The following is a 24,050-nucleotide window of genomic DNA, read 5'->3' on the forward strand; positions in this document are numbered from 1 at the left end:
TTCACTTTAGAAAGAGGGAGCAATTGAGGGTGAAACTAAAGAACTCACGATTCGAAAAACATCATATTGAAGATTTTGTTGGACGTACTTATATGTCCTTCTGTGTATTACTGTTGATAACAATCATTGTATCGATGGTATATTTTGTAGCGTCTAAAGGAATTTCAACCTTCACAAGTGGTGATGCTACAGTTTCTGAATTTCTATTCGGTACAAAGTGGTCGCCAGAAGCGGATACGCCTTCCTTCGGAGCTTTTCCATTTATCTCGGGTTCCTTTCTGGTTACTTTGCTTGCCGCATTGATTGCTAGTCCACTTAGCTTATGCGCTGCGTTATTTATGACTGAGATTGTTCCAGGGTGGGGCAAAAAATTACTTCAACCTGTTATTGAGCTTTTGGCAGGGATTCCTTCGGTAGTATATGGTTTCATCGGATTAAGTGTAATTGTACCGTTTCTACGCAACAACCTGCCGGGCCAAGGCATCGGGGTAGCTGCAGGCGCGCTTGTGCTCTCGGTAATGATTCTTCCGACGATTACAAGCGTGGCTGCAGACGCGCTGGCTTCATTGCCGCAAAACTTAAAAGAATCTTCCTATGCGCTTGGTGCCACCCGGTGGCAGACGATTTCGCGGGTGATTATTCCAACAACCTTTCCTGCCATAATGACAGGGATTGTATTGGGAATGGCTCGTGCTTTCGGTGAAGCACTCGCTGTACAAATGGTTATCGGGAACGCGCCATTCGTACCAAAATCACTCTTTGAGTCAGCTTCTACCTTGACCAGTGTGATCACACTCGGTATGGGGAACACGACCATGGGCTCACCTCACAATAATGCACTGTGGAGTATGGCACTGGTTCTCATGCTGATGACTTTCGTATTTGTCTTCTTTGTGAGAATGCTTGAAAGGAGAAATAAAATTTGAAGCCGAGAACCGTAAATAAAATTGCCACCAGTCTTATTGTATTTTTCGCGATGCTCATCGTTGCCATTCTACTTGGACTTTTGGGATATATCCTCTTTAGAGGCTTAAGCCATATCAGTTGGGATTTTCTTTTCTCCGCACCGCAAAAGATTCGTGCAGGTGGAGGGATCGGACCACAGCTATTTAACTCCTTATTCCTGTTAGTACTGACACTTATTATTACAGTTCCGCTTGGACTGGGTGCCGGTATTTATATGGCGGAATATGCTCGTCCCGGTAAGATTACCGGCTTTATTCGCTTGATTGTTGAAGTATTGTCATCTTTCCCTTCCATCGTAGTCGGCTTGTTTGGTCTATTGCTGATTGTTAACTATTTCAATCTAGGCTTCTCCTTAATCTCCGGTGCATTGGCATTGACGGTCTTTAATCTACCACTGATGGTGCGGATTACGGAGCAAGCTTTTCGTAGTGTTCCAAAACAACAAAAAGAGGCTGGTTTTGCATTAGGATTGTCCAAGTGGAAAATTGTTACCTCGGTGTTGTTTCCGGTAGCATTACCTACAATTATTACAGGTACTATCTTGTCCGCTGGCCGTGTCTTTGGGGAAGCAGCTGCGTTGATGTTCACAGCAGGGATGAGTAGTCCAAGATTAGATTTCACTAACTGGAATCCACTTAGTGCGAATTCACCACTGAATCCCTTCCGTCCAGCGGAAACGCTGGCTGTCCACATTTGGAAGGTCAACAGTGAAGGTCTAGCTCCAGATGCTGCACAGATTGCCGCGGGAGCTTCGGCGGTGCTTGTAATTATGGTGTTAATCTTCAATCTGGCAGCACGTTATTTCGGAAGATTTATTTATCGTAAGCTTACAGCTTCAAAAAGAATGAACTAATCATACAAATTAAAGTAGAGATGTAGGAGGAGTAATCGATGGGAACGTCGGCAACAGCAGTGCGTGAATCTTTTCAAACCGAAGACCTGAGTATTTTTTACGGAACATATGAGGCAGTAAAGGGGATAAGCCTTCCATTTGCTGAAAATACGGTTACTGCACTGATCGGCCCATCCGGCTGCGGTAAATCAACCTTTCTTCGTTCTTTGAACCGGATGAATGACGAAATTTCTGGCTCAAAAACAAAAGGAAGCATCTGGATTGATGGAGTGGATATTAATGCTCCGGGTACGGATGTGATTAAGCTGCGTCAGAAGATCGGGATGGTATGGCAAAAGCCAAATCCGTTCTATAAATCGATTTACGATAACATCGCTTTTGGACCTAAGTATCACGGCATTAAAGGCAAAAAGGCTCTTGATGAGATTGTTGAGAGCAGTCTTCGCAAAGCAGCATTGTGGGATGAGGTAAAGGATCGTTTAAAAGATTCAGCACTTGCACTTTCCGGTGGACAACAGCAGCGCCTTTGTATTGCTAGAGCGTTGTCGGTTAACCCGCAAATTCTGCTCTTGGACGAACCAGCATCAGCTCTAGACCCGGTCTCCACAGGTAAAGTAGAGGAGCTAATCAAGGAGTTGAAAGAAGAGCTTCGCATCGTTATTGTGACACATAATATGCAGCAGGCAGCTCGGATCTCTGATTATACCGCATACTTTTATCTAGGCTCCCTTGTCGAATATGATAAGACGGATAAAGTCTTTACCAATCCAGAGAATCAAATGACGCAAGAATATATCATGGGCCGATTCGGCTGAAGCTGTGAACATCGTTCTTTCGGGAACGGTGTTTTTTTGTGAATTCAAGAGTTGTGATTCGAATGGTTGCCTATTATTTGCAAAAGGCAGAAAGATGCTGTATCATTTGTGATAATGATTATCATTATTACTATATTAGGGAGTGGATCTTATGACGCAATCTCAACAGACTCAACAGAATAGTGTGGCCGAAATAATAAAAGAACGACGCTCGATTAAGCTTTTTAAAAAAGATCCACTTCCACAAGGCCTTTTAGAGGAATTATTAAATGTAGCGGTATGGGCACCGAATCATGGTGTGCGTGAGCCGTGGAGATTTATTGCTTTTCAAGGGGAAGGTTCGAAATTCCTAGCTGAATCTGCATTTGCTTTTGTAAAACGTGCTATAGCTGATCCAGAAGTGGCTGCTAAACGTAAAGAATATATCTCGAATATTCCGTTAACAGTAATCGTAGTGATGCCTGAAGATCCTCGGCAAAGAGAGTGGGACGAGGATTTTGCAGCAGCGTCCGCACTAGTACAGAACTTCCAGCTCGCAGCTTGGGAACAAGGTGTAGGAACGATTTGGAAGACTGATCCATACATCAACAACCCTGAATTCCGCACTAAAATTGGTGTGAAGCCCGGTGAAAAAATTGTAGCCATGATCCATGCCGGATATCCGGAGACTGTACCTGACAGCCGTCCACGCACAGACGCTTCGGAGCTGCTGAAGATCGTAAACTTCTTTCCAGAGAATGGCGTAGTGGAATAAGGAAAGTCGAAGGCATTCGTATATTAAAAGCGGAAAGATCATAAACATCGAAAAAGCGTCGAAATATCAAAAAGATCGAAAGATCAAAGGCATCGAAAGATCAAAAGCATCGAAAGATCAAAAGTATCGAAAGATCAAAAGTGAACTGTGACCCGTAAGATGGAAACTTTGAAAAAAGTGACCCTCTTACGGGTCATTTTGTGTTTTAATCGAAATATCGAAATAACGGAGGAAGCCTTCATGAATAACAAAACAAGAGGAAGCTCAAGGATATTCAACGAAAATGAGATCAAACAACTAGAGAACAATCCAAATGTAGAGAACGTGACGGAAAAGAGTATTACCTATTCACCAACGTTTAAGTTGGCTGCGGTTAAGGCCTATAAGGAAGGCCAAGCCCCAATGGAGATCTTCCTTAGCGCAGGATTTAACCTAGATATTATCGGTCGCAAGAAGCCTAAGCATTGCCTAACCCGTTGGCGTAATACATATAATGCTCTGGGAGAGGCTGGACTACTAGAGGAACAACGAGGAAAAGGATCCCCGGGCAGACGACCGACAGGGGAACTTTCTACCGAGGAAAAGTTAAAACGTGCAGAAGCACGAATCAAGCTTCTGGAGATGGAGAACGACTTCTTAAAAAAGCTGGAGGCGCTCGAAAAGCAGAAGATGCAGAGGAAACGTTGACCCCCTCCGAGCGCTACGAAATTATTAACCAAACGATACGTAAGCACGGTCTGCAGCGAATGACGCGTTATTTGTGTAAGCTAGCTTGTGTGAGCTTAAGCGGATATTACCGTTGGCAAGTCGCTGAGGAAGCAAGACAGTTGCGAGAGAAGGCAGACGAACGAGACGCTTTCCTTATCAAGAAACACTATGACGCTTTGAATGGTAAAGCTGGAGCATTGGTCGTGAAGATGTGGCTGGAACGGGAGAATGGTATCATCATGAATCATAAAAAGATTCGAAGATTAATGCGAAAATATAAGCTTGTTGCTACGATCCGGCAAGCAAATCCCTATCGCAAGATGGCAAAAGCCACACAAGAGCACCAAACATGTTCCAACCTACTCAAGCGCCAGTTTGACCAAGGAGAGCCTGAGAAAGTGCTGCTGACGGATATTACCTATATGCATTATGGTAATGGACAATGTGCTTATTTATCCGTGGTGAAAGACGGGGCTACGAGACAAATTTTAGCTCACTACCTCTCTTCTTCATTGGCTATGCCAATTGTAGAACGAACACTGGAGAAACTACTTGAACGACTGGATGGCAATATTCATCCAGAAGCCCTTTTGCATTCGGATCAAGGAATGCACTATACTCACCCTAGATTCCGCCTTCTCGTACGCGAAGCTGGGTTTACACAGTCCATGTCACGGAAAGGGAACTGCTGGGATAACGCCGCCATGGAGAGCTTTTTTGGCCATCTGAAGGATGATTTGGAGTACAAGACATGTATGACTCTCTTGGAATTACGAACAAAGGTTGATGACTATATCGCCTACTATAACTCCGAGCGATATCAATGGACATTAAAAAAGATGACTCCCGATGAATTCAGGAGTCACCTATTAATTGCTTCTTAAAGGTCTTCTTTTTTCAACTTTCCACAAATACGGTCACAGTTCAAAGTATCCTTAGGGATGCTTTTTTTTGTTACTTTGACTAGCGATAGTAGGGTGATGGCTGATGGCTGCTGATCACTTGTCGCTGCCGGTTCCTCTGCTGATGTGGCTCAACCTTCTACTTACTTCCTAGTGATCTTTGCTGACCTCCAGCGGGCTTCATACAGACCTCCTACAGGCTCCCTAGTGATATCCTACTGATCTCCTACTGATCTCCTACTGATCTCCTACTGACCTCCTACTAACCTCCTACTAACCTCCTGCGGGTTTCCTACTGATCTCCGCATCGGACCGTATTGCAACTATTTGAGCTTTTGGAGTCATTTTGCAGAAGTATCGGACCACATAGCTCTTATAACCATATAACTGTGCAGAACTGGTGTGGTTATGAGTAAATAGCTGCAACTGGGTCCGATAGCACGTCAATTAGCTGCAAATATACGAAATAAGGACTCCTCAGTCCGATGCAACGGCGAATAAGCGAACTAACCCCAAACTAACCTAAACTAACTAAAGAACCTCATGTTGCGGACTGTATTGCAGCTATTTGAGCTTTTTGAGTCATTTTGTAGAAGTATCGGACCCCATAGCTCTTATTACCTTGTAAAGGCGCAGAATTGGTGTGGTTTTGAGTAAATAGCTGCAATTGAGTCCGATAACCCGCAGAAAACACTCGAATTTGCATTATAAGGTCATCTGTGTCCGAACTATTGGCAAAAGTGTGCTTACATACTAGCCAAGGCGGCGAGTTAGGCATCGCAGCTGACTGGGTATGGACTCAGTTACAATCACTCTTCACCATTTGATCCAACGGTGGGGAGAAAGTATTCCTGACGGAGAGGGAATGGAAAATGAAGTCTGGATCCTAAAATGACACGTCGATCCTAAAGTGAAATGTTGATCCCAATAAACAAATGTAATATATAATGTACATAATGACCGATAAAGATTACAATGATGGAAAATGGAATGCATCACAAACATTAAAGGGAGGTTATGGAGTGGGAGAGAACAAAAACATCAAGTTAAAGCTGGCAAGGATCCAAAAGAATCTTTCCCAAGAACAGTTAGCGGAAGTTGTAGGGGTTACACGGCAGACGATCGGCCTGATTGAAGCTGGTAACTATAACCCGACGATTAAGCTGTGCATAGCCATCTGCAAGGCGTTGGATACGTCATTAAACGATATTTTTTGGGAGGATTAGTTGTGAAAGGGCCAAAGATTAAAGACGAACGAATTATCACAGAAATTCAGAAGTTTAGTACGCACGGATTATTGATTGTGTTAGTGGGATTTATGATCAGCCTTTTGGTAAAAGTATTTATCCTGGAATGGGACATCAAATATTGGGTAGATACTTTTGGGATTATGCTGTTAGGTTGCTTGTATGTTACCGTTCGTTGTGTCAAAGATGGGATATACCTGCTGCCGAGTAAGGAAGGAGAACTCAGACGGTTTAAGAAGATTCATTTAATATCGGGTGTTATCAGCACGCTTATTTGGGCCACGCTAACATTTTTGCTTGATTTTAGAGAAGCGGGAGAAGTGGATATTAGAAAAAATATATCGAGTACTCTCGTGGGGGCGGTTGTTTTTTTCATAGGGATCACTTGGGCGATGTGGTACATAATTAATAAATCCAACAAAAATGCTGACAAAAACATTGAGAGTTAAATATTAAAGATTAAATATTAAAGATAACAATCTCTTGCAAAACTAATATCATTAGTTTATATTTAAGCTAATACCATTAGTTTATCGGAGGGGTAAGGATGAGAGTAACACGTGAAGGTCATTTATTGCAGTTGACTTGGATGCCAAATTTTTTTCCAGTGAATTGTTACATTATTGAGGAAAAGGATGGATTAACTTTGATAGATGCCGCTATGCCATTTAGTCTAAAAGGAATTATGGATACTGAAGCGAAGCTAAATAAGAAGCTTACACGTATGATCTTAACGCATGCGCATGATGATCATATTGGGGCACTGGATGGACTAAAAAAGCAACGTCCAGAGGCTCAGGTGTACATCTCTGAGCGAGATTCGGCATTACTACGTGGAGATCGTTCGGGAAGGAGAACCTCAGACCCCTATTAAGGGAGGCGTGCCGAAGAAGATAGCTACCAAGCCAGATGTCCTTCTCCACGAAGGGGATACCATTGGATCATTAACAGCGATTCACACTCCAGGACATACCCCCGGCTCTATGTCTTTCCTTGATTCACGCAGCGGTGCTGTAATCGTTGGGGATGCTCTTCAGACCTTCCGGGGAACTGCGGTGGCTGGAACCATCATCCCCCTGTTTCCTTTTCCAGCAATGGCTACATGGAATAAAGCTCAAGCTCTGAATAGTGCGATTAAGCTTCTAGAGTTATCTCCAGCTTTACTTGCTGTTGGTCACGGCAACTTACTTAAAGCGCCAAAGCAGGAGATGGAGAAAGCCATACGTAAGGCACAAATGATTCAGGATAGGAGTAATTAAATGTCACCTAGAGCAGGATTAGATCGTCACACACTAGTGATTAGAGCAGCAGAAATTGCCGATGATGAAGGTATAGAAGCCGTTACCTTGGCTGCATTAGCAGGTAAACTAGGTGTTCGTTCCCCGTCATTATACAATCATATAAATGGACTGCAGGATTTGCGGACTGGGCTCGCCATTTACGGATTAGAGTTATTATTTACAAGCATGTCGAACGCAGCTGAAGGATTAAATGGAGATGCTGCTGTACACGCGATGGGCCGGGCATATGTGGATTTTGCTAGGAGTAGACCAGGTTTGTATGAGACTACACTACGAGCGCCTGAGCAGGAGAACACGGAGCTTGAAGCGGCTGGTGAGCATATTTTGCAGTTTATAATTCAGGTGATGAAGAGTTATCAATTAGGCGAAGAAGGAGAACTTCATGCCGTAAGGGGATTACGGAGTATCCTGCATGGATTCGCCTCATTGGAGCAAAAGGGTGGATTCGGTATGGCGCTCGATACTAACGAGAGTCTAACCCGCTTGATTAGCACTTTTATAACCGGAATTGGAAATATGAAATCTGATTAAATTAGATCTAGGAGATGATGAACAAATGGGTCAGGAATATGAACAAGGTAGTGTCACCACTTATGGGGAAACAGCAGAGGTTATTGCGAAATTGGGGATTTTACCGCTTGCTGCGCTCATCCCCGGGCACCCGTCTTTAAACGGCTTAACTAAGCCCGAGAATTGGCATACTGGAACAGATTTAGATCCGTGGTCATGGCGTGCGCAGTTTCCAGGTGAGGGCCTTGCAGGATACGGAAAGTTTATCAAGAAAAAGGCTATTTTGGTCTCAAGGGAGTGGTTCCCGGCATTTGTAGCAGCAGCAGGCAGTACCAAATCTATTGAAGAGCGGTATAAGGATGGGTTGGCTAGTAAAGAAGCTGTGACCTTGCTGCAGATTGTTCGTGAACATGAAGGTATTGATACACGTAAACTTCGGGCAGAGGCTGATATGAAGGCAAAAGAAAAGAAAACAGCCTTCGATAACGCGGTTACTGAGCTGCAAGGATCTTTAGATATGGTGATCTCAGGCATCAAGCAACGCCTGAATGATGAAGGTGAAGTAAATGGTTGGAGCAGTACCTCGTTCGAGACGGTCAGTCACTGGATGTCAGATAACGGTTTATCCGCTTTTGAAGGGGATAGAGAAGAGGCCATAGCTTGGATACAATCGAAGATGAACGGGGTATGGTCGCCTACAGCAATAGCTTGGACAAACAAAGCATTCTCATGGAATTAATAAAAACGGTTAATCACTGCTCCATAGAGAGTGATTAACCGTAAGCGTTTTCCAATAAAGTTATATCCATCACATTAAGGTTCCAACATAGGCGCCAAGTAAGCAATCAGGAAATACAAGAATCCAAAAAGCAGCATAACATAGGCAGTGTATTTAATAGCATTAGATGCAACAATTCTTGAATCTACCGGTGGTTGAATTTCTAGCTGTTCTTCTTCGATGCTGTCAACTTCTTTGGATACTGGGTCTCTCAACATGATAATCCCCTCCTTGGAAATTCAATCCTTAATTGTATTGTGACATATTTGTGAACGGAAATCAACAATAGTGTGAACAAATACTGAACATTTATTCAAATTTGGGCATTTTACCACCTGAAATGTTGTTGTTAAAACAAAAACAACCCGCTTACTCTCTAATTAGAGAGCTAAGCGGGTTGTTTGAAGTTGGTTCTATCTAGGATCTAACGGGTGTTGTTTAAGCCTTAAGCCCAATCCCCATTACGGAAGATAGGTACTGTTGTTCCATCATCGTTAATTCCGTCAATATTCATTTCAGGAGAGCCCATCATAAAGTCAACATGGGTATGGCTTTGATTCATTCCTTTTTCCAACAGCTGTTCCTTAGTCATCGTAATTCCTTCTTGAATTGTGAAGGCATAAGCTGCACCTAAAGCCAAATGACAGGAGGCATTCTCATCATACAACGTAGTGTAATAAAGAATACCGCTCTCAGAAATCGGAGAGTGGAAAGGTACCAAAGCAACTTCACCAAGATAGGAAGAGCCTTCATCCAGCGCGATTAGTGATGCCAAAGTTTCAGCGCCTTCTTCAGCAGTAAAATCAATCACTTTACCGTTCTCAAAGGTCAGCGTGAAGTTATTGATTAGATTGCCGCCGTAGCTAAGTGGCTTAGTGCTGCTCACTTTACCATTAATACCAGACTTCAAAGGGGCAGTAAACACTTCTTCCGTAGGAATATTGGCTAAGAAAGGGACGCCCTTACCGTTCACAGCTCCTGCCTGACACCAGATGTGTCCTTCCGGCAACTCAATAGTTAAATCTGTACCAGGTGCTGTATAGTGCAGCTTGCGAAACTTACTTTCATTCAAGGAAGAGCAACGAGTTTTGAGTCCATCTAAATGGCGGCTCCATGCTTCAATAGGATCGTCCTGATCCGCACGTGTGGCTTTAAAGATGGCATCCCATAACAGTTCAACCTGCTGCTTGGATGGAGCGTCAGGGAACACTTTTGCAGCCCAAGAGGCTGATGGGAAGGCAAGACCACTCCAGCTCGCATGATTTCCCATTAAGTACTCACGATATGGCGCTAGGGTCTGCCCAGAGATACGCTGATTATCGGCAATTCTTCCAGGTTCAACGCCTTTTAAAAGATCCGGGTCAGCAGAGATAATGGTTAGAAATGCGGCTCCCTTTTTAGCAAGATCCTCTAATTCATCGGCTTGCCACTGCGGCGGCTCCAGGAAGGAATCGGATGGAGCAAGATCATATCGTGTACGTAATACAACTTCATCACTATAATTCACCTTTACAAGTCTCGCGCCGGCTTCATAGGCTTTACGAACCACAAGTCGCACAAGCTCTGCGGATACAATATCTGCATTCACAACGAGTGTCTGACCCGGTTGAATATTAACGCCAATCTTCACGGCCAGCAATGCGTAATTCTCCAGCTTTTGCTTGAAATCCAACATAGTTTCTATTCCTCCCAATATCCTGTATCTCTTGTGTGCTTAAATTAGAACGCCCAGTTTCCATTCAGGAAGACAGGTTCTTCAGTTCCATCAGCAGTTATCCCGTAAATGTTCATCTCAGCTGACCCGATCATGAAATCCACATGGGTTACACTATTGTTGAGGCCATGCTCAATTAACTGCTCTGGATTCATATCTTTACCGCCTTCTAAACAGAAGGCATAAGCCATACCTATAGCAAGGTGATTAGAAGCATTTTCGTCAAACAATGTGTTGTAATAAAGAATGTTGGATTCAGAAATAGGGGATTTATGAGGAACCAAGGCAACTTCCCCTAAGTATTTCGCTCCTTCATCCATACTAATGAGGTGCTCTAGCGCTTCTTGACCTTGCTCAGCAGTAACACTTACAATACGGCCGTTCTCAAAGCTAATAGAGAAGCCATCGATGATGTTGCCGCCATGACTAAGTGGCTTTGTGCTTCTTACAGTGCCATTAACACCAGTCTTTAATGGTGCAGTGAAGACTTCTTCGGTAGGCATATTGGCTACAAAAGAATGACCTTTTGCATTAATGCTGTCTCCTTGTGCCCAGATATGGCCTTCAGGAAGCTCGATGCTAAGGTCAGTGCCAGGTGCTATGTAATGCAGCTTTTTATATTTTTTTGCATTGAGTACATTCGCTTTTTGCTCCAAGGTGTTAAGATGTTCCTGCCATGCAGCTACTGGATCTTCACGGTCAAGACGCACGGTGTGGAAAATGGCTTCCCAGAGTTTATCTTCACGTTCTTCGGCTGGAACCTCAGGGAACACTTTATCCGCCCAAGCTTGACAAGGAACAGCTACAATACTCCAGCTAACTTTGTCGGACATTTGCATTTCACGATATTTGGTGAGGGCAGCTCCACGTACTTTTTGAAAATTGGAGATACGTACTGGATCAATGCCTTTAAGTGCATCAGGATCTTCAGCGATCACGTTAAGGATAGCCGCACCTTTTTCGGCGAATTCAGTCATTTCACCTGCGTACCAAGTAGGAGGCTGAGTAAATACCTCTGGCGCAGCGTGTTCAAACTGTTGGCGTGTAATGCTCGCATCACTCCAGTTCACCTTAACTAAACTTGCTCCGATGGCATATGCCTTAGCGGTAATTAGACGTACGAAATCAGCGGCAAGAATCGGTGCATTCACCACTAGAATTTGCCCGGGTTGAACATTAACACCTATTTGTACAGCTAAATCTGCATATTTACTAAGCTTAGCCTGAAAATCAGTCATTGTAATTTCCTCCATTTACTAATAGTTTAGTACTTTACAAGCATTGTACTAAATTATTAACCGCCGGATGAAAAAAGTCAATTACGTGGAATTTACAGAGCAAAGAGAAGGAATTACAATCATTTCAATGATATACTGAAAGGGTAGCTGATTTGATGATAGGAAGGAAGATAAGTGGATGAATTTAGAGATCGTAAGTGCTGAAATGAGCCGTAAAGAAGATAAAAGTTATGTAGGGAGGACTGTATTCACTCTCGAAAATCATAAGGCTCCATATGAAATTACTTTCTTCAGTACAAGAGGAACGGAATGGGATTACAGTCTAAGCTTTGCGGGTGAGCCTGGGAGTGAGGAACAGTTCTTAGAAACGGATGCATTGCTGGAGAATGACGATGATGTGTACAATCAGTTGCTGGATGCGGCACTTGATCAACAAGAAATCGTGGAAGAATAATACTATTATTGATATGACGCCAGCGGCATTATCTGGTAGCCGCTGGCCATATCATGACTATCCAATCGTTATCTTACCTTCTGGGTAACGATACAGTTCTTTACTACCTTTTGGTTTCAAAGCATAAGCAAGTGTAAGTGGTCCAGTCCGGCCCATAAACATCAGGATAATCACTAGAACCTTTCCTGCCGTAGTCAGTTCCGGAGTAAGGCCCATAGATAAGCCTGAGGTTCCAAAAGCAGATACAGCTTCAAAAAGTACAGTTAGAAATTCAGCGCTCTCGGTCAAGGATAATAACATCGTAGCGATGACAAGCAGCATAAGAGACATTAATGTGATGGTAAGGGCTCTATATACATTTTCTTTAGCGATCCGGTGGCGAAACATTACAATATCTTCTTTCCCCCGTAATCGTGCAGCTACCGCAGTAACCAGTACGGCGAATGTAGTGATCTTAATTCCTCCACCCGTCGACCCAGGTGCAGCTCCGATAAACATCAATAGAATCATCAGAAATTGTGTGGATTGCCGTAAAAGTGGAACTTCAATGGTGGTGACACCACCAGATCGCGGAGTTACCGCTTGTAAAAAGGTCGCCCAAAACTTTCCGCTTGCACTCAAGGGCTTCAGCGTAGAATTATACTCCAGTAAGAAAAACAGCCCCGCACCAATAATAATCAATATAAGAGAAGTCCAAAGAACAACCTTTGAATGAAGAGTGAGTCTTCTGCGTTTAGGAAAGTCCATAAGATCAGACAGAACGATAAAACCAATCCCTCCAAGAAATATGAGGCTCATTGAGGTGAAGTTAACAATGGGATCATTTACAAAACGAGTAAGTCCGCTAAAGGGTCCATGAATATCACCGAAGAGATCAAAGCCTGCATTATTAAAGATAGATATACTATGAAAAATCCCATAATATGCTGCTTTCCCAAAGGGCATATCCATCATAAACCTTCCAGCAAACAACACGGCACCCGACAGCTGAATAACAAGAGAATAGATCAGGACTCTACGGATTAAGAGTACAATTCCCTGCATCGAATTTTGGTTCATAGATTCTTGCAAAAGGATTCGCTCTTTCAAGGATATCCGTTTATTAAGGACCAAGGTAATCAAAGTAGCCATCGTTACAAAGCCTAACCCTCCGATTTGAAATAAAATGAGTAGAACAACTTGTCCGAAGGTAGTTAGCTGAGTTCCCGTATCAATGACTGCAAGACCTGTAACACATGTGGCTGAAGTCGCCATAAACAAGGCATCGATAAAGGATATTTGTCCGGATGTTGAGGAGACCGGGAGACTAAGCAGAAAAGTCCCGGCAGTGATAAGGATTAAGAATCCTAGTGATAAAACTTTGGGCGGGGTCATTTTAAAACCACCGAAGTTCAGGTTAGCCAATGTAATTCTCCTGACGTACGTGATATTGGAGTAATGCTCACAGAATTATAACACAACTTACCAGCCCTTCCCTAAATGGAGGGAGGTAATTGACATATTTTATCGAATTATTCTAGAATAACACCCTATCCGTCAACTTTAAAGAGGAGGCTTTCTTAATGATGATAAGTCCGATTCTGAATCAGATTGGTGCTGTTTTTATTCCGGTAAAGGATATTGAGAAATCTAAACAATGGTATTGCCAATTGCTTGGACTGCCACTAGATGGAGAGGTATTATTCGGCCATTTATATGTAGTCCCTATGCAGGGACCGGACATCGTTTTGGACAGTAAGATTTACACCGCTGAATCTGTTCTAAACATCCCTTCGTTTCATCTAAACACCGAGGACATTGATGCTGCTTATGATTATGTAAAGGCCAACGGAGGAGAGATTCTGACGGATATCGAACATGATCATTGGTTTAATTTTAAAGATCCCGATGGAAATGTGATTATGGTCTGTCGTTGTTAAGCGTTATATAGAAGGGAGTAGACGAATGATAAGAGAAGCTGTGCCCAAAGACGCTATCAATATTGAAGAACTATACCGGATTTTGCTGCCTGAGCATCCAGCTATTCATGTATCCCCTGAGCGACTGAAGCAGATAGCAGATCATCCGGATAGTTTTCTTTATGTGTACGAAGAACAAGGAATAATTGTCGGGTCGTTACATCTTCATTTTTGTATGGATGCTTTGTGTGACGATAGGCCCTTTGCTGTTATAGAAAGAGTTATTGTGGCTGAAAAAGTACGAGGAAAAGGGTATGGCGCAATGCTAATGAGACATGCCGAGAATGTAGCAATCTCCAAGGGAGCCCTTAAGATTATGTTAGCAAGTGCTGCAAAGAGAGAAGAAGCGCATCGTTTTTACGAGCATCTAGGTTATGATGGCAGCTCCAGCAAGTTGTTCAAGAAGTATTTATAGTTATTTACGATTGGAAGTGATGATATGATGGTTACACTTAGAGAACTGGTGCCGGAGGATGCAGGTGAATTGCTTCGACTTCAGCATCAGTTAGACCAGGAGTCCAAATTTATGTTATTGGAACCGGATGAAAGACAAGCTAGTCTTTGTCAGGTCAAAGAAATGATCGAAAGCTTTCTGGTAGCAGAAACTTCAATTCTTATAGGGGCAGAGGTTGACAATCATTTGGCAGGTTACTTGTCTGTTAGAGGTGGAAGTGTTAGACGTAATAGACATAGTGCGTACATAGTGATTGGGATTCAGAAACAATATCAGGGGAATGGGATTGGAGCTGGCCTGTTCCGTGAGATGGACATCTGGGCTATGAACAATGGGATTGTTCGTCTTGAGTTATCCGTCATGACCCATAATCAAGCTGCTTTGGCGCTATATATCAAGAACGGGTTTGAAATCGAAGGGACGAAGCGGAAATCTCTTATTATCGATGGTGAGTGGGTGGACGAATATTATATGAGCAAAATTCTCCCAAAAGAAAAAAGGATAGAGGATCAGATTTAATCTGATGACCCTATCCTTTTTTTTATGAATAAAGGTTATGATTTCGTAATTTATGATGATTCAGTGTTGCTTGATTGTTCGATAACAACTTCAACCTTGCGGACACGGTATCTGTTCATCTCGCGGATGGTCAATGTTACATGGTCACGAACAATACTTTTGCCAATGGCTGGATCTGTAATATGACTATATACCCAACCTCCAACTGTAGTCACTTCTTCATCTTCGAAATCAAGCCCTGTAAGTTCCTTGACCTCTAACAGAGATACTTTACCATCGAACAGATAGTTAGTATCGCTTATTTTTTCGACTTCTCTGCGTTCATCACCGTCAAACTCGTCACGGATTTCACCAACGATTTCTTCCAAAATATCTTCAATCGTGATGAGACCGGATGTTCCACCATATTCATCAAGCAGCAAGGCAATATGCACACGTTCCAACTGCATACGAGTTAGAAGATTCTTGACTGGTGTAACCTCAGATACTGTCAGGACGGGTTGAATCAAACTTTGGAAATCAAAATCAGGATTGTTATCATACTGCAAATAGAGCTGTTTTGTATTGATCATCCCGATAATATTATCCTTGCTGCCTTGTGCCACAGGGAAACGAGTATATTGCTCCTTGCGGATAATTTCGAAATTTTCTTTCAACGAATGATTGGTAAAAAGACATACCATATCGGTTCGCGGAACCATGATTTCTTTGGCGAGCATCTCATCAAAAGTAAAGATTCGGTTAACATAGCCATATTCGGCTTTATTGATTTTCCCGCTTTCGTAACTCTCGGACAAGATCAAACGAATCTCATCTTCACTATGCGCGTCTCCATGCTCACTAGCTGGTTTCATCCCAAAAAGACGAACAAGCATATTAGCGGAACCGTTCATGAACCAAATGAGAGGGTACAAAATTCTGTAGAACCAAATAATCAGCGGTGAAGTAATTTGACCGATTTTTTCCGGAATGTTTATAGCTGCCGTCTTCGGAGCAAGTTCTCCGACAACGACGTGTAAGAATGTTGCAATGATGAATGCGAGTAAAAACGCAAGAGGGTGACTCACACTAGAACTGATATTGGCCCAGTCGAAAATCGGAAGCAATAACTGTTCGAATGCAGGTTCTGCCAGTGCACCAATACCCAGCGCAGTGATTGTAATCCCGAGCTGACAAGCGGATAAATAGCCATCGAGATTAGCGGATACCTTCTGTACTGCTAAGGCATTCTTCTTTCCGTCAAGCACCATTTGACTGATCTGGCTACCTCTAAGTCTCACCAATGCAAATTCTGTTGCTACAAAAAAAGCGGTTAAAATAATCAAAATAACCACCAACGTCAAACTAAGTCCTATACCCATATAATCTTTACCATCCCTTTCGTTCCTAAAATAGGTTATACTCATTATTATGAGTTCTTATGAACTATTCTACGAACTTTTCAGTAAAATATCAAATGGTGGAGGGAAACAGATATGGAATCATTTGCATTGACTCGTGTGGAGATGTCCAGTCTACTGCTCTCATTGACCGGATTGTCAGACCGGAAACCGCTGAATATCCTCCAAGAGGCATGGGCAAAGTTTCACCGTGAAGAATTACAAAAGGGGACTTCGTTACCCGCTTTTTTATCAACCAATGTTCCACCCATATTACAAAAGATCATTAAAGGCGGCCATGTAAAAGGCTTTTCACTTGGTGAAATTGCTTCATTGGGCCATCTTATAGAGTATTCCACATTGACCGTCACAGCTATGCAAAATTGGGTCAAGCGCGACTTCAAGGAATATCTCGGTTCGCCTAAAGAAGGAAAGAAATATTCGGTTAATCAGGCGGCGCTTTTGTTTATTATTGATGATCTCAAATCAGCCCTTAACTTTGAAAGTATTCGCCAATTGTTCCAGCTAATGTTCCTAAAGCCGGATCGCGATGATGATGATCTAATTGAACCGGCCAAGCTGTATTACGCATATGCAGGGCTTTTTGAGGAGATCAAAAGCAATCCATCGATTCAGACGCAATGTAAAGTAGATCAAGTGTTGCACAAGGAGTTCTCTTGGAAAGAAGATACCTCGTTAAAAAGCTCTATAGATCGTGTAATTAACCGGCTGACACATTTGTCGAGAGCGCAGAGAGAATCCGTTCGTAATATGCTGCTTATCGCCACAATTTCTGTGCAGACCTGTTATTTTCAATCGCTGGCTAGGCAATACTTTAATGCTGCTTTATTTCTTGATTTTTGAGCACTTCAATTTTAAAATGTATAAGTGAAACAATCAAAAGTAAGTTTTATTACTTAGCAGGTTGAAATAAGGGGGCTTCGAAGTGAATCAAATGACACTGCTGCGGAATCCGAAACAAAGGAAATTACTCTTCAGCGCTGGCTTGAGCTGGATGTTCGATGCGATGGACGTCGGAATGATTTCTTTTGTTGTAGCAGCTTTAGCTAAGGATTGGAATCTGGGACCGGAGCAGATCGGTATATTGACTAGTATTAATTCCGTCGGTATGGCAGTAGGTGCTGCAGCGGCAGGAATATTAGCAGACCGCTTTGGTCGTAAACCGGTATTGCTGTGGACACTCCTTATTTTCTCGGCGGCAAGCGGATTATCTGCATTTGCAACAGGCTTTGCGATCCTCTGTGTGCTTCGTTTTATTGCTGGGTTTGGTCTTGGCGGAGAGCTGCCTGTCGCTTCTACCTTGGTCTCAGAGAGCATGCCTGCTCAGGAGAGAGGCCGTGCGGTTGTGCTTTTGGAGAGCTTTTGGGCAGTCGGTTGGATTGCATCTGCATTAATCGCGTTCTTCATTATCCCTGATTATGGCTGGCGTATAGCTTTCGGAATTGGGGCTGTACCTGCACTCTACGCTTTATATCTAAGACGGGCGATTGATGATTCACCGAAATTTGCTGAGATTAAAAAGGCACCCGTTTCCTTAAAGAAACGAATCGCTACCGTATGGTCGCCAGAATATCGCCGTTCTACAATTATGTTGTGGATTTTATGGTTTACGGTGGTGTTCTCGTATTATGGCATGTTTCTATGGCTGCCTACAGTTATGGTACTTAAAGGCTTCAGCTTGGTCAAAAGCTTCGAGTATGTGCTTATTATGACGCTCGCTCAGCTGCCTGGGTATTTTACTGCCGCTTACTTTATTGAAAAGTTCGGACGTAAATTTGTCCTAGTCATCTATATGCTGTTCACTGCGGTTAGCGCTGCATGGTTCGGAAATGCGACTACTGAAGGAATGCTGATGGCTGCCGGAATTTGTTTATCCTTCTTCAATCTTGGCGCTTGGGGTGGCATGTACGCTTATACGCCAGAGCTGTACCCAACGGCTATTCGTTCCACAGGTGCTGGTTTAGCGACGTCCTTTGGCCGGATTGGGGGAATTATCGCACCTTTGCTGGTAGGGGTTCTAGTAGGTAAATCTATGGCGATTGGCTCGATCTTTATGTTATTTTTTGTAACGATTATTATCGGTGCATTAGCGGTATTGTTCCTTGGCAAAGAAACAAAGGGAACCGAGCTTCTCTAAAGTGTGATTCTGCATTACATACTTGATGTTAATCTATCAACAGTGCTAAAATATCAAGAAGAAACGATGTTGTCGTCCTGTATGGACAACCACTACTATTACGTAAGAACAAAACGGTTCCTTCACAGTTGTGAACAGGACCGTTTTTTTACATTAATCCTTATTTATAAGGACGGAGCGATCGCACATGAGTAATGATAGGAAGCAGCCGCATTTCACAGAATTAGTCTGGGAAAGTACGGAACAAAATGTACCGATTCCGCCGCGAAATTCCCCTGAACCGCTGTTGTCTAAGTCATCTTCAACGAATAAAGGCAAAACGAATTCATCCCCTGAACCATCATTACAGCTGCAGCTTTGGGATACAGAGATGGAAACGCCGGAGCCTGTGACTACCACCGAAGGGCAGTTCGTAACAAGAGCGAAGGAATTGGTTGATAAAACTGAGGATTCAGCGCTATTTGTTCCTTTTAAGAGTTACTGGCCTACATATGGCCATATGACAGGCACGCAGAGCAGATGGTATTTCTATTGGCGGAATGAAGTTAGACAAGGCAGATATCTGAAAACAGATCTTTCTTATATTTTTCTGCATGTATATGAGCTTATTAATGGTGTGGGGTGGACTGATCCTTATGATGGCTATAGGCAGCTAAATCAGATCTGGGAAGCTTACCGGGAAAGTTATAAACGCTTGGATCAATATCTTGGCGGCTGGATCGCGGACTTCTCTTTTGTACATCACTTGGATGTCCCGCTTTCTATCATTGTGGCTCGTTCACGTGGTCTTGCAGGAGATCTGGCGGAACTTGAATTAATGAGAGGCTTGACCGCAGCGCCTGAGCAACTAACCTTTGCAGTATTAACGGCAATGTCGGACTATGATATTAGTAAATCCAAGTTCTACATCGGAGAAGGCAAAGAAGCTCTTGAACAATACATTCCGCAGGTCGTGGCGTTAATCAATGCTTATGTCACCCGGAAACACGGCTCCAATCTAGTTGAAATGTTTCCACCTGGACCAGCGGTGATGCGGGAGCGTTATTTATTCCGAAGTGCCGTATATGACATTTCATTATATGGCTATTCTGTTCTTATACCGGTTGTACGTATTAGTAAATCTCCACCACTTCGCAGTCTGATTACCAGGCTATTTCGTCTGACTGAGAATAAACTACGGGAACTGATGGGCTACCGCGGACGACTTAAAGGTGTTAATGTGGATGCCGATATGGACGATTTGATCACTCGTTTTCTAAAGCGTGAATACCTTAAAGAGACGCAGGAAGACAAGGGACCGGCAGTCGTCATAGATCCGGAGAAGCTAGAACGCCTGCAAAGTGATTCTGAAATTGTACGGACGATGCTTACGGTTGAGAATATGGACGAGCAGGAAGATTACGAGGATAGCGAGATCGATGTAACTATCGATGAAATCGGTCCAATAAAAGACAGCAAGGAAGAATTGTTGCCTGTAGATGTGATTGAAGAAGCTCAAGTGGTTAACATAGGGTCGGAGGCAGAACAGTTTGCCAATGCTTTAAATCCACTACAACGGGAAGCACTGCTTGCTCTTTTGGATGAGGATGGAAGTCAATCTATGCTGAAGCTGGCTGCTGCCAATGGCACGATGTCAGAGCTTTTAATTGATGAGATTAATGAAATCGCAATGGATATTCTCGGTGATCTGATCATTGAGGGGGAAGACATTGTTGAGGAATATATCTCTATGCTGCGCAATATTTAATGAGGTGAACTTTGGATGAGTGAATTAAAAATACCTAAACGAATGACAACTGCGCTAGTCAATTCGTTGACGGCTGGTGTTGTTCCGCGTATCGGACTAGAGCATATAGCCGTTGGCCGCCGGCCGGAGATTGAAGCCATATTAAGAGATATGGAGAACATTGCAGAGGGTGGGGCAGCTTTTAAGCTGATTACAGGCAAATTCGGCAGCGGCAAAAGCTTTCTGCTTCAGATGATCCGTAATTACGCGATGGATCGTGATTTTGTAGTAGCAGATGCTGACCTCTCCCCTGAGCGCAGATTAGTGGGAACCAAAGGACAAGGCCTAGCGACTTACCGGGAGCTAATGAGCCATTTATCGACCCGCACACGTCCAGATGGTGGAGCGTTGGAGATCATACTGCAAAAATGGATTATTACGCTACAGCAGTCCGTGATGCAGGAGAAGGAATATGGACCTGATCACCCTCAGCTTGGTGAAGAAGTAGAGAAGCGAATTTACGCTGTAGCCTCTGAAATGCGTGGTTTGGTACATGGTTTTGATTTTGCCAAAGTACTCGCCTCTTATTGGAATGCACACAAGCTGGCTGATGATGACCAGAAACAGGATTCGCTTCGCTGGTTGCGTGGAGAATTTGCAACTCGGACAGAAGCCCGCAAAGCGCTTGGAGTTGGCGTGATTATTGATGATGATAATTGGTATGACTATATGAAGCTTTGGGCGGAATTTACCGCGGCTATTGGCTATAAAGGTCTGCTGCTGTTTATTGATGAAGGTGTCAATCTCTATAAAATTACGAACAGTATTTCCCGCCAGAGCAACTATGAAAAGCTGCTTACTATGTTCAATGATACGATGCAGGGGAAGGCAGAGAACCTTGGGATTTTTATAGGGGGAACTCCGCAATTTGTGGAAGATGGACGGCGTGGATTATTTAGTTATGAGGCACTGCGATCGAGATTGGTTGCAGGCCGGTACGGGGCGGCGGGTCTGAACAATTATACTGGACCTATCATTGCACTGGACATGTTATCACACGAGGAAATTCTGGTACTGCTGCAAAAGCTTAAAGGGATTCACGCCCTACATTATGGTTATGAAGCGCGTTTATCACAGGAACAATTGGTTCATTTTATGGAGGAAGCGGTTGGAAGATTAGGGGCTGAGGAACTCTTGACTCCACGGGAGGTAGTTCGTGATTTCATGGATCTGCTGCATACGCTCCACCAGCATCCGGAGATTACTTTTGAACAGCTAGTGGGCGAAAAAACAGCTAAGCCAGCTGAGACCGAGCAAAATGAACTGGATGGGTTCTTAGCGGAGTTTGAATTATGAGTGATAATCCGTTCTATAGGCTGGCACCCTTCATTAAAGAGTTTATTTATAAGAACCGCTGGGAGACTTTGCGTGAGGCACAGGTGGATGCCTGCCGTGTGCTTTTTGATACCCCGCATCATCTGCTGATTGCCTCAGGTACCGCTTCAGGTAAGACAGAGGCAGCTTTTTTCCCTGCGCTTACTGAGCTGTATGAACGTCCTTCCGGTTCGGTTGGCATTTTGTATATCGCCCCTTTGAAAGCTTTGATCAACGATCAATTTACACGTTTGAATGATTTGCTTCGCGAAGGCAACATTCCGGTGTGGCACTGGCATGGAGATGTACCACAAGCCGATAAAACAAAACTGGTGCAGAATCCTTCAGGCGTGCTGCAAATCACCCCTGAATCGCTTGAAGGATTGTTGATGAACCGCCCGAATGCTATTCCAGCGTTGTTCCATGATCTGCGTTTTATTGTCATTGACGAGGTGCATGCCTTTATGGGAGCTGACCGGGGGATCCAGGTGTTAAGCCAGCTGGCGAGAATTTCACGAATGGCGGGATGCCATCCTCGCAGAATCGGTCTATCTGCTACGCTGAGCGACTACGCATCTGTCACGGAGTGGCTAGCGGCAGGCACACGGGAGAGCGTTGAAGTGTCCGCTCCACAAGGCGGGCGTAAGCTCAGGTTAAGTGTGGAGCATTTCTCTTTCCCGGATGCACGGGATGAGGTGCAGGCGGAGCATTTAGAACGTGCGAAGCAGTCTTATTACGATTTTATTTATGATCATACGCATCTGAAGAAGGCGTTGATCTTCACCAACAGCCGCTCAGATGCGGAGACGGCGACCCTAGAGATGCGGAGAACGGCCGCGAAGCGTGGTGAACGGGATGTGTTTCACGTTCACCATGGCAGCATCTCCGCGATGCTGCGTGAAGAGACGGAAGCCGCGCTGCGGCAAGGCACCGGACCGGCTGTTGCCGCAGCGACATTGACGTTGGAGCTGGGTATTGATCTGGGCGAGCTGGAGCGAGTGCTACAGGTTGGCGCTCCCTATAGCTGTGCTAGCTTTGTGCAGCGGTTAGGCCGCTCGGGCAGGCGTGGAGACGCTGCATCCGAGATGATCTTTGTCACGCCCGAGGAAGAGGACGAGGAAGCTCAGCTTCCGGCGCGGATGCCGTGGACACTGCTTCGAGCGATAGCGGTTATTGAGCTATATGTGCGCGAGAAATGGGTTGAACCCCTGGTCGTGCGTCAGCTGCCAGTTGGACTGCTATACCATCAGACGATGAGCATTTTGAAAAGTATGGGTGAGGCCGAACCGGATGATTTAAAAGAAGCGGTTCTGAGTTTGCCTTCGTTTAAAACCATAGATCCTACTGATTATGATATTTTCATGACCTATATGTTAGGCATGGGACAAATTGAGAAGATGGACGAAGGCAGCTTGATCATCGGGATGGCGGGAGAGAAGATCGTGAATAACTTCCGCTTCTACGCGGTCTTCAAAGATGATGAAGAGCATGTGGTCTATAACGGAACTGAGGAAATCGGATCGATCACAACGGTTCCACCACCAGGCTACTGTTTTACTCTGGCAGGTAAGCTTTGGAAGGTAGAAGAGGTGGATAATCGCCATAAAGCCGTTTATGTGAAAACCTCACGCGGCAAAGTAGATACGTTGTGGCTTGGTGCGGGTGGGGATGTACATACACGCATCATGAACAAGATCCGTGAAATCTTAGGAGCCACTTCATTGTATCCGTATTTAGCTCCGAGTGCGGCTGCGCGGCTCGAACGAGCTCGTCGTTTAGCGAAGGAAAGCGGAATGCTTGTGCGATCCGTTATGCCGGCGGGTGGAGATTCTATGTTCATTCTGCCCTGGGCGGGCAGTCGGCAATTCCGCACGCTGGAGCGCCTTCTGAAGAACAATCTGAAGAGCCCTCTGGGACTGCGTTCTATCGTTCCGATGGAACCTTATTATATGGTTGTTGCGGGTAAAACTGATGCAGAAACGCTGGAAGCAGAGATCATTGCCGAAAGTATGGCTGCCACAGATCCATTATCATTGTTATCACCAGATGAAGCACCCTACCTCGGAAAATACGATGAGTTCATCCCGCATGAGCTGCTGCGCAAAGCTTTTTCCTTGGATGGATTAGATGTCCCGGGTCTGATTGAAGTTTTAAAGCAGTGGCAGTAACCTAATTAACCTTGGGCAGTAAACACCGAAAATACTCTAAATTGCAGACGCCCGCATAAGCGGGCGTTTTGTTA

Annotated in this window: 23 protein-coding genes and 1 pseudogene; 19 read left to right on the forward strand and 5 right to left on the reverse strand. The window is 44.1% G+C overall.

The features are described 5' to 3' along the window. The first annotated feature begins 23 nt into the window (after positions 1–23). The 10 genes and pseudogenes from pstC (at position 24) to MHH49_RS24815 (ending at position 8,795) form a co-directional block, all read left to right on the forward strand. Positions 24–926 (forward strand): phosphate ABC transporter permease subunit PstC, encoded by a 903-nt coding sequence (gene pstC, locus MHH49_RS24770; protein ID WP_076316476.1) that lies wholly within the window; start codon positions 24–26, stop codon positions 924–926. Next, positions 923–1,819: a phosphate ABC transporter permease PstA gene (gene pstA, locus MHH49_RS24775; RefSeq protein ID WP_036687518.1), complete on the forward strand. Its 897-nt coding sequence runs from the start codon at positions 923–925 to the stop codon at positions 1,817–1,819. Before pstC ends, pstA begins: the two co-directional genes overlap by 4 nt. A 38-nt stretch (positions 1,820–1,857) precedes the next feature. Beyond that, positions 1,858–2,634 carry a phosphate ABC transporter ATP-binding protein PstB gene (gene pstB / locus MHH49_RS24780; RefSeq protein WP_036687516.1) on the forward strand — a complete coding sequence of 259 codons (777 nt, stop codon included), beginning with the start codon at positions 1,858–1,860 and terminating at the stop codon, positions 2,632–2,634. A 151-nt stretch (positions 2,635–2,785) separates the two neighbouring features. Further along, the gene (locus tag MHH49_RS24785) at positions 2,786–3,388 is read left to right on the forward strand and encodes a nitroreductase family protein (RefSeq protein ID WP_036687515.1); all 603 of its coding nucleotides are present in this window, start codon (positions 2,786–2,788) and stop codon (positions 3,386–3,388) included. Between the two features lie 240 nt (positions 3,389–3,628). Then, positions 3,629–4,980, forward strand: a protein-coding gene (locus MHH49_RS24790) for an IS3 family transposase (RefSeq protein WP_341138577.1) whose coding sequence is annotated in 2 segments (ribosomal slippage) — positions 3,629–4,016 and positions 4,016–4,980 — 1,353 coding nt in all. Because the reading frame shifts where the segments join, the coding sequence is not laid out codon by codon here. A 1,040-nt stretch (positions 4,981–6,020) separates the two neighbouring features. Beyond that, positions 6,021–6,224: a helix-turn-helix transcriptional regulator gene (locus MHH49_RS24795; protein WP_036676881.1), complete on the forward strand. Its 204-nt coding sequence runs from the start codon at positions 6,021–6,023 to the stop codon at positions 6,222–6,224. A gap of 2 nt (positions 6,225–6,226) precedes the next feature. Beyond that, complete coding sequence (locus tag MHH49_RS24800) at positions 6,227–6,694, forward strand: DUF6773 family protein (protein WP_036676884.1); 468 nt, start codon at positions 6,227–6,229, stop codon at positions 6,692–6,694. Between the two features lie 98 nt (positions 6,695–6,792). Then, a pseudogene (locus tag MHH49_RS24805) lies at positions 6,793–7,504 on the forward strand (MBL fold metallo-hydrolase). Then, positions 7,505–8,077, forward strand: a complete 573-nt coding sequence (locus MHH49_RS24810; protein ID WP_036676889.1) for a TetR/AcrR family transcriptional regulator — start codon at positions 7,505–7,507, stop codon at positions 8,075–8,077. A 25-nt stretch (positions 8,078–8,102) separates the two neighbouring features. Further along, positions 8,103–8,795, forward strand: coding sequence for an AlkZ-related protein (locus MHH49_RS24815; protein WP_036676892.1), 693 nt, complete (start codon positions 8,103–8,105; stop codon positions 8,793–8,795). Positions 8,796–8,869: 74 nt separating this feature from the next. Here the strand turns inward: MHH49_RS24815 and MHH49_RS24820 are convergent, their stop codons facing one another. From MHH49_RS24820 to MHH49_RS24830, 3 genes are all read right to left on the reverse strand, one after another. Beyond that, the gene (locus MHH49_RS24820; RefSeq protein ID WP_036676895.1) at positions 8,870–9,052 is read right to left on the reverse strand and encodes a hypothetical protein; all 183 of its coding nucleotides are present in this window, start codon (positions 9,050–9,052) and stop codon (positions 8,870–8,872) included. A gap of 227 nt (positions 9,053–9,279) precedes the next feature. Next, positions 9,280–10,509, reverse strand: a complete 1,230-nt coding sequence (locus tag MHH49_RS24825; protein WP_036676898.1) for an aminopeptidase — start codon at positions 10,507–10,509, stop codon at positions 9,280–9,282. Between the two features lie 44 nt (positions 10,510–10,553). After that, positions 10,554–11,786, reverse strand: coding sequence for an aminopeptidase (locus tag MHH49_RS24830; RefSeq protein WP_341031517.1), 1,233 nt, complete (start codon positions 11,784–11,786; stop codon positions 10,554–10,556). A 178-nt stretch (positions 11,787–11,964) separates the two neighbouring features. On the opposite strand from MHH49_RS24830, the gene MHH49_RS24835 reads away from it, so the two are divergent. Beyond that, a complete protein-coding gene (locus tag MHH49_RS24835) occupies positions 11,965–12,240 on the forward strand; it encodes a hypothetical protein (RefSeq protein WP_038571400.1) in 276 nt (91 codons plus the stop codon). A gap of 57 nt (positions 12,241–12,297) precedes the next feature. Here the strand turns inward: MHH49_RS24835 and MHH49_RS24840 are convergent, their stop codons facing one another. Further along, on the reverse strand, positions 12,298–13,614 hold the full coding sequence (locus tag MHH49_RS24840; RefSeq protein WP_036677378.1) for a TrkH family potassium uptake protein: 1,317 nt from the start codon (positions 13,612–13,614) through the stop codon (positions 12,298–12,300). 191 nt (positions 13,615–13,805) lie between these two features. Here MHH49_RS24840 and MHH49_RS24845 point away from each other — a divergent pair, with 191 nt between their 5' ends. The 3 genes from MHH49_RS24845 to MHH49_RS24855 are packed head-to-tail and all read left to right on the forward strand — an operon-like array spanning position 13,806 to position 15,171. Beyond that, complete coding sequence (locus MHH49_RS24845; RefSeq protein ID WP_341032401.1) at positions 13,806–14,159, forward strand: VOC family protein; 354 nt, start codon at positions 13,806–13,808, stop codon at positions 14,157–14,159. A gap of 25 nt (positions 14,160–14,184) precedes the next feature. Further along, positions 14,185–14,613, forward strand: coding sequence for a GNAT family N-acetyltransferase (locus MHH49_RS24850; RefSeq protein WP_038571397.1), 429 nt, complete (start codon positions 14,185–14,187; stop codon positions 14,611–14,613). 24 nt (positions 14,614–14,637) lie between these two features. Then, on the forward strand, positions 14,638–15,171 hold the full coding sequence (locus tag MHH49_RS24855; RefSeq protein WP_038571395.1) for a GNAT family N-acetyltransferase: 534 nt from the start codon (positions 14,638–14,640) through the stop codon (positions 15,169–15,171). Between the two features lie 50 nt (positions 15,172–15,221). On the opposite strand, the gene MHH49_RS24860 is transcribed toward MHH49_RS24855, so the two are convergent. Further along, positions 15,222–16,532 (reverse strand): hemolysin family protein, encoded by a 1,311-nt coding sequence (locus MHH49_RS24860; protein WP_076296603.1) that lies wholly within the window; start codon positions 16,530–16,532, stop codon positions 15,222–15,224. Between the two features lie 114 nt (positions 16,533–16,646). Between MHH49_RS24860 and MHH49_RS24865 the strand changes: the two genes are divergently transcribed. The 5 genes from MHH49_RS24865 (at position 16,647) to MHH49_RS24885 (ending at position 23,976) form a co-directional block, all read left to right on the forward strand. Further along, positions 16,647–17,414, forward strand: a complete 768-nt coding sequence (locus MHH49_RS24865; protein WP_036676915.1) for a DUF1836 domain-containing protein — start codon at positions 16,647–16,649, stop codon at positions 17,412–17,414. Between the two features lie 91 nt (positions 17,415–17,505). Next, the gene (locus tag MHH49_RS24870; RefSeq protein WP_036677382.1) at positions 17,506–18,708 is read left to right on the forward strand and encodes an MFS transporter; all 1,203 of its coding nucleotides are present in this window, start codon (positions 17,506–17,508) and stop codon (positions 18,706–18,708) included. Positions 18,709–18,895: 187 nt separating this feature from the next. Continuing rightward, on the forward strand, positions 18,896–20,455 hold the full coding sequence (locus MHH49_RS24875) for a TerB N-terminal domain-containing protein (RefSeq protein WP_339825596.1): 1,560 nt from the start codon (positions 18,896–18,898) through the stop codon (positions 20,453–20,455). Positions 20,456–20,470: 15 nt separating this feature from the next. Continuing rightward, positions 20,471–21,790: an ATP-binding protein gene (locus tag MHH49_RS24880; protein WP_036676916.1), complete on the forward strand. Its 1,320-nt coding sequence runs from the start codon at positions 20,471–20,473 to the stop codon at positions 21,788–21,790. Then, the gene (locus MHH49_RS24885; protein ID WP_036676919.1) at positions 21,787–23,976 is read left to right on the forward strand and encodes a DEAD/DEAH box helicase; all 2,190 of its coding nucleotides are present in this window, start codon (positions 21,787–21,789) and stop codon (positions 23,974–23,976) included. Before MHH49_RS24880 ends, MHH49_RS24885 begins: the two co-directional genes overlap by 4 nt. The last annotated feature ends 74 nt before the right edge of the window (positions 23,977–24,050 follow it).

Origin of the sequence: Paenibacillus sp. FSL F4-0122 (assembly GCF_038002845.1) — a bacterium.
GTDB lineage: Bacteria > Bacillota > Bacilli > Paenibacillales > Paenibacillaceae > Paenibacillus_AQ > Paenibacillus_AQ odorifer.

Excerpts from the sequence above, each read along its gene's own strand:
- pstB (WP_036687516.1), top strand. The coding sequence starts at position 1,858 with ATGGGAACGTCGGCAACAGCAGTGCGTGAATCTTTTCAAACCGAAGAC.
- MHH49_RS24785 (WP_036687515.1), top strand. The coding sequence starts at position 2,786 with ATGACGCAATCTCAACAGACTCAACAGAATAGTGTGGCCGAAATAATA.
- MHH49_RS24810 (WP_036676889.1), top strand. The coding sequence starts at position 7,505 with ATGTCACCTAGAGCAGGATTAGATCGTCACACACTAGTGATTAGAGCA.
- MHH49_RS24815 (WP_036676892.1), top strand. The coding sequence starts at position 8,103 with ATGGGTCAGGAATATGAACAAGGTAGTGTCACCACTTATGGGGAAACA.
- MHH49_RS24820 (WP_036676895.1), bottom strand. The coding sequence starts at position 9,052 with ATGTTGAGAGACCCAGTATCCAAAGAAGTTGACAGCATCGAAGAAGAA.
- MHH49_RS24825 (WP_036676898.1), bottom strand. The coding sequence starts at position 10,509 with ATGTTGGATTTCAAGCAAAAGCTGGAGAATTACGCATTGCTGGCCGTG.
- MHH49_RS24830 (WP_341031517.1), bottom strand. The coding sequence starts at position 11,786 with ATGACTGATTTTCAGGCTAAGCTTAGTAAATATGCAGATTTAGCTGTA.
- MHH49_RS24835 (WP_038571400.1), top strand. The coding sequence starts at position 11,965 with ATGAATTTAGAGATCGTAAGTGCTGAAATGAGCCGTAAAGAAGATAAA.
- MHH49_RS24840 (WP_036677378.1), bottom strand. The coding sequence starts at position 13,614 with ATGACCCCGCCCAAAGTTTTATCACTAGGATTCTTAATCCTTATCACT.
- MHH49_RS24845 (WP_341032401.1), top strand. The coding sequence starts at position 13,806 with ATGATAAGTCCGATTCTGAATCAGATTGGTGCTGTTTTTATTCCGGTA.
- MHH49_RS24850 (WP_038571397.1), top strand. The coding sequence starts at position 14,185 with ATGATAAGAGAAGCTGTGCCCAAAGACGCTATCAATATTGAAGAACTA.
- MHH49_RS24855 (WP_038571395.1), top strand. The coding sequence starts at position 14,638 with ATGATGGTTACACTTAGAGAACTGGTGCCGGAGGATGCAGGTGAATTG.
- MHH49_RS24860 (WP_076296603.1), bottom strand. The coding sequence starts at position 16,532 with ATGGGTATAGGACTTAGTTTGACGTTGGTGGTTATTTTGATTATTTTA.
- MHH49_RS24865 (WP_036676915.1), top strand. The coding sequence starts at position 16,647 with ATGGAATCATTTGCATTGACTCGTGTGGAGATGTCCAGTCTACTGCTC.
- MHH49_RS24870 (WP_036677382.1), top strand. The coding sequence starts at position 17,506 with ATGACACTGCTGCGGAATCCGAAACAAAGGAAATTACTCTTCAGCGCT.
- MHH49_RS24875 (WP_339825596.1), top strand. The coding sequence starts at position 18,896 with ATGAGTAATGATAGGAAGCAGCCGCATTTCACAGAATTAGTCTGGGAA.
- MHH49_RS24880 (WP_036676916.1), top strand. The coding sequence starts at position 20,471 with ATGAGTGAATTAAAAATACCTAAACGAATGACAACTGCGCTAGTCAAT.
- MHH49_RS24885 (WP_036676919.1), top strand. The coding sequence starts at position 21,787 with ATGAGTGATAATCCGTTCTATAGGCTGGCACCCTTCATTAAAGAGTTT.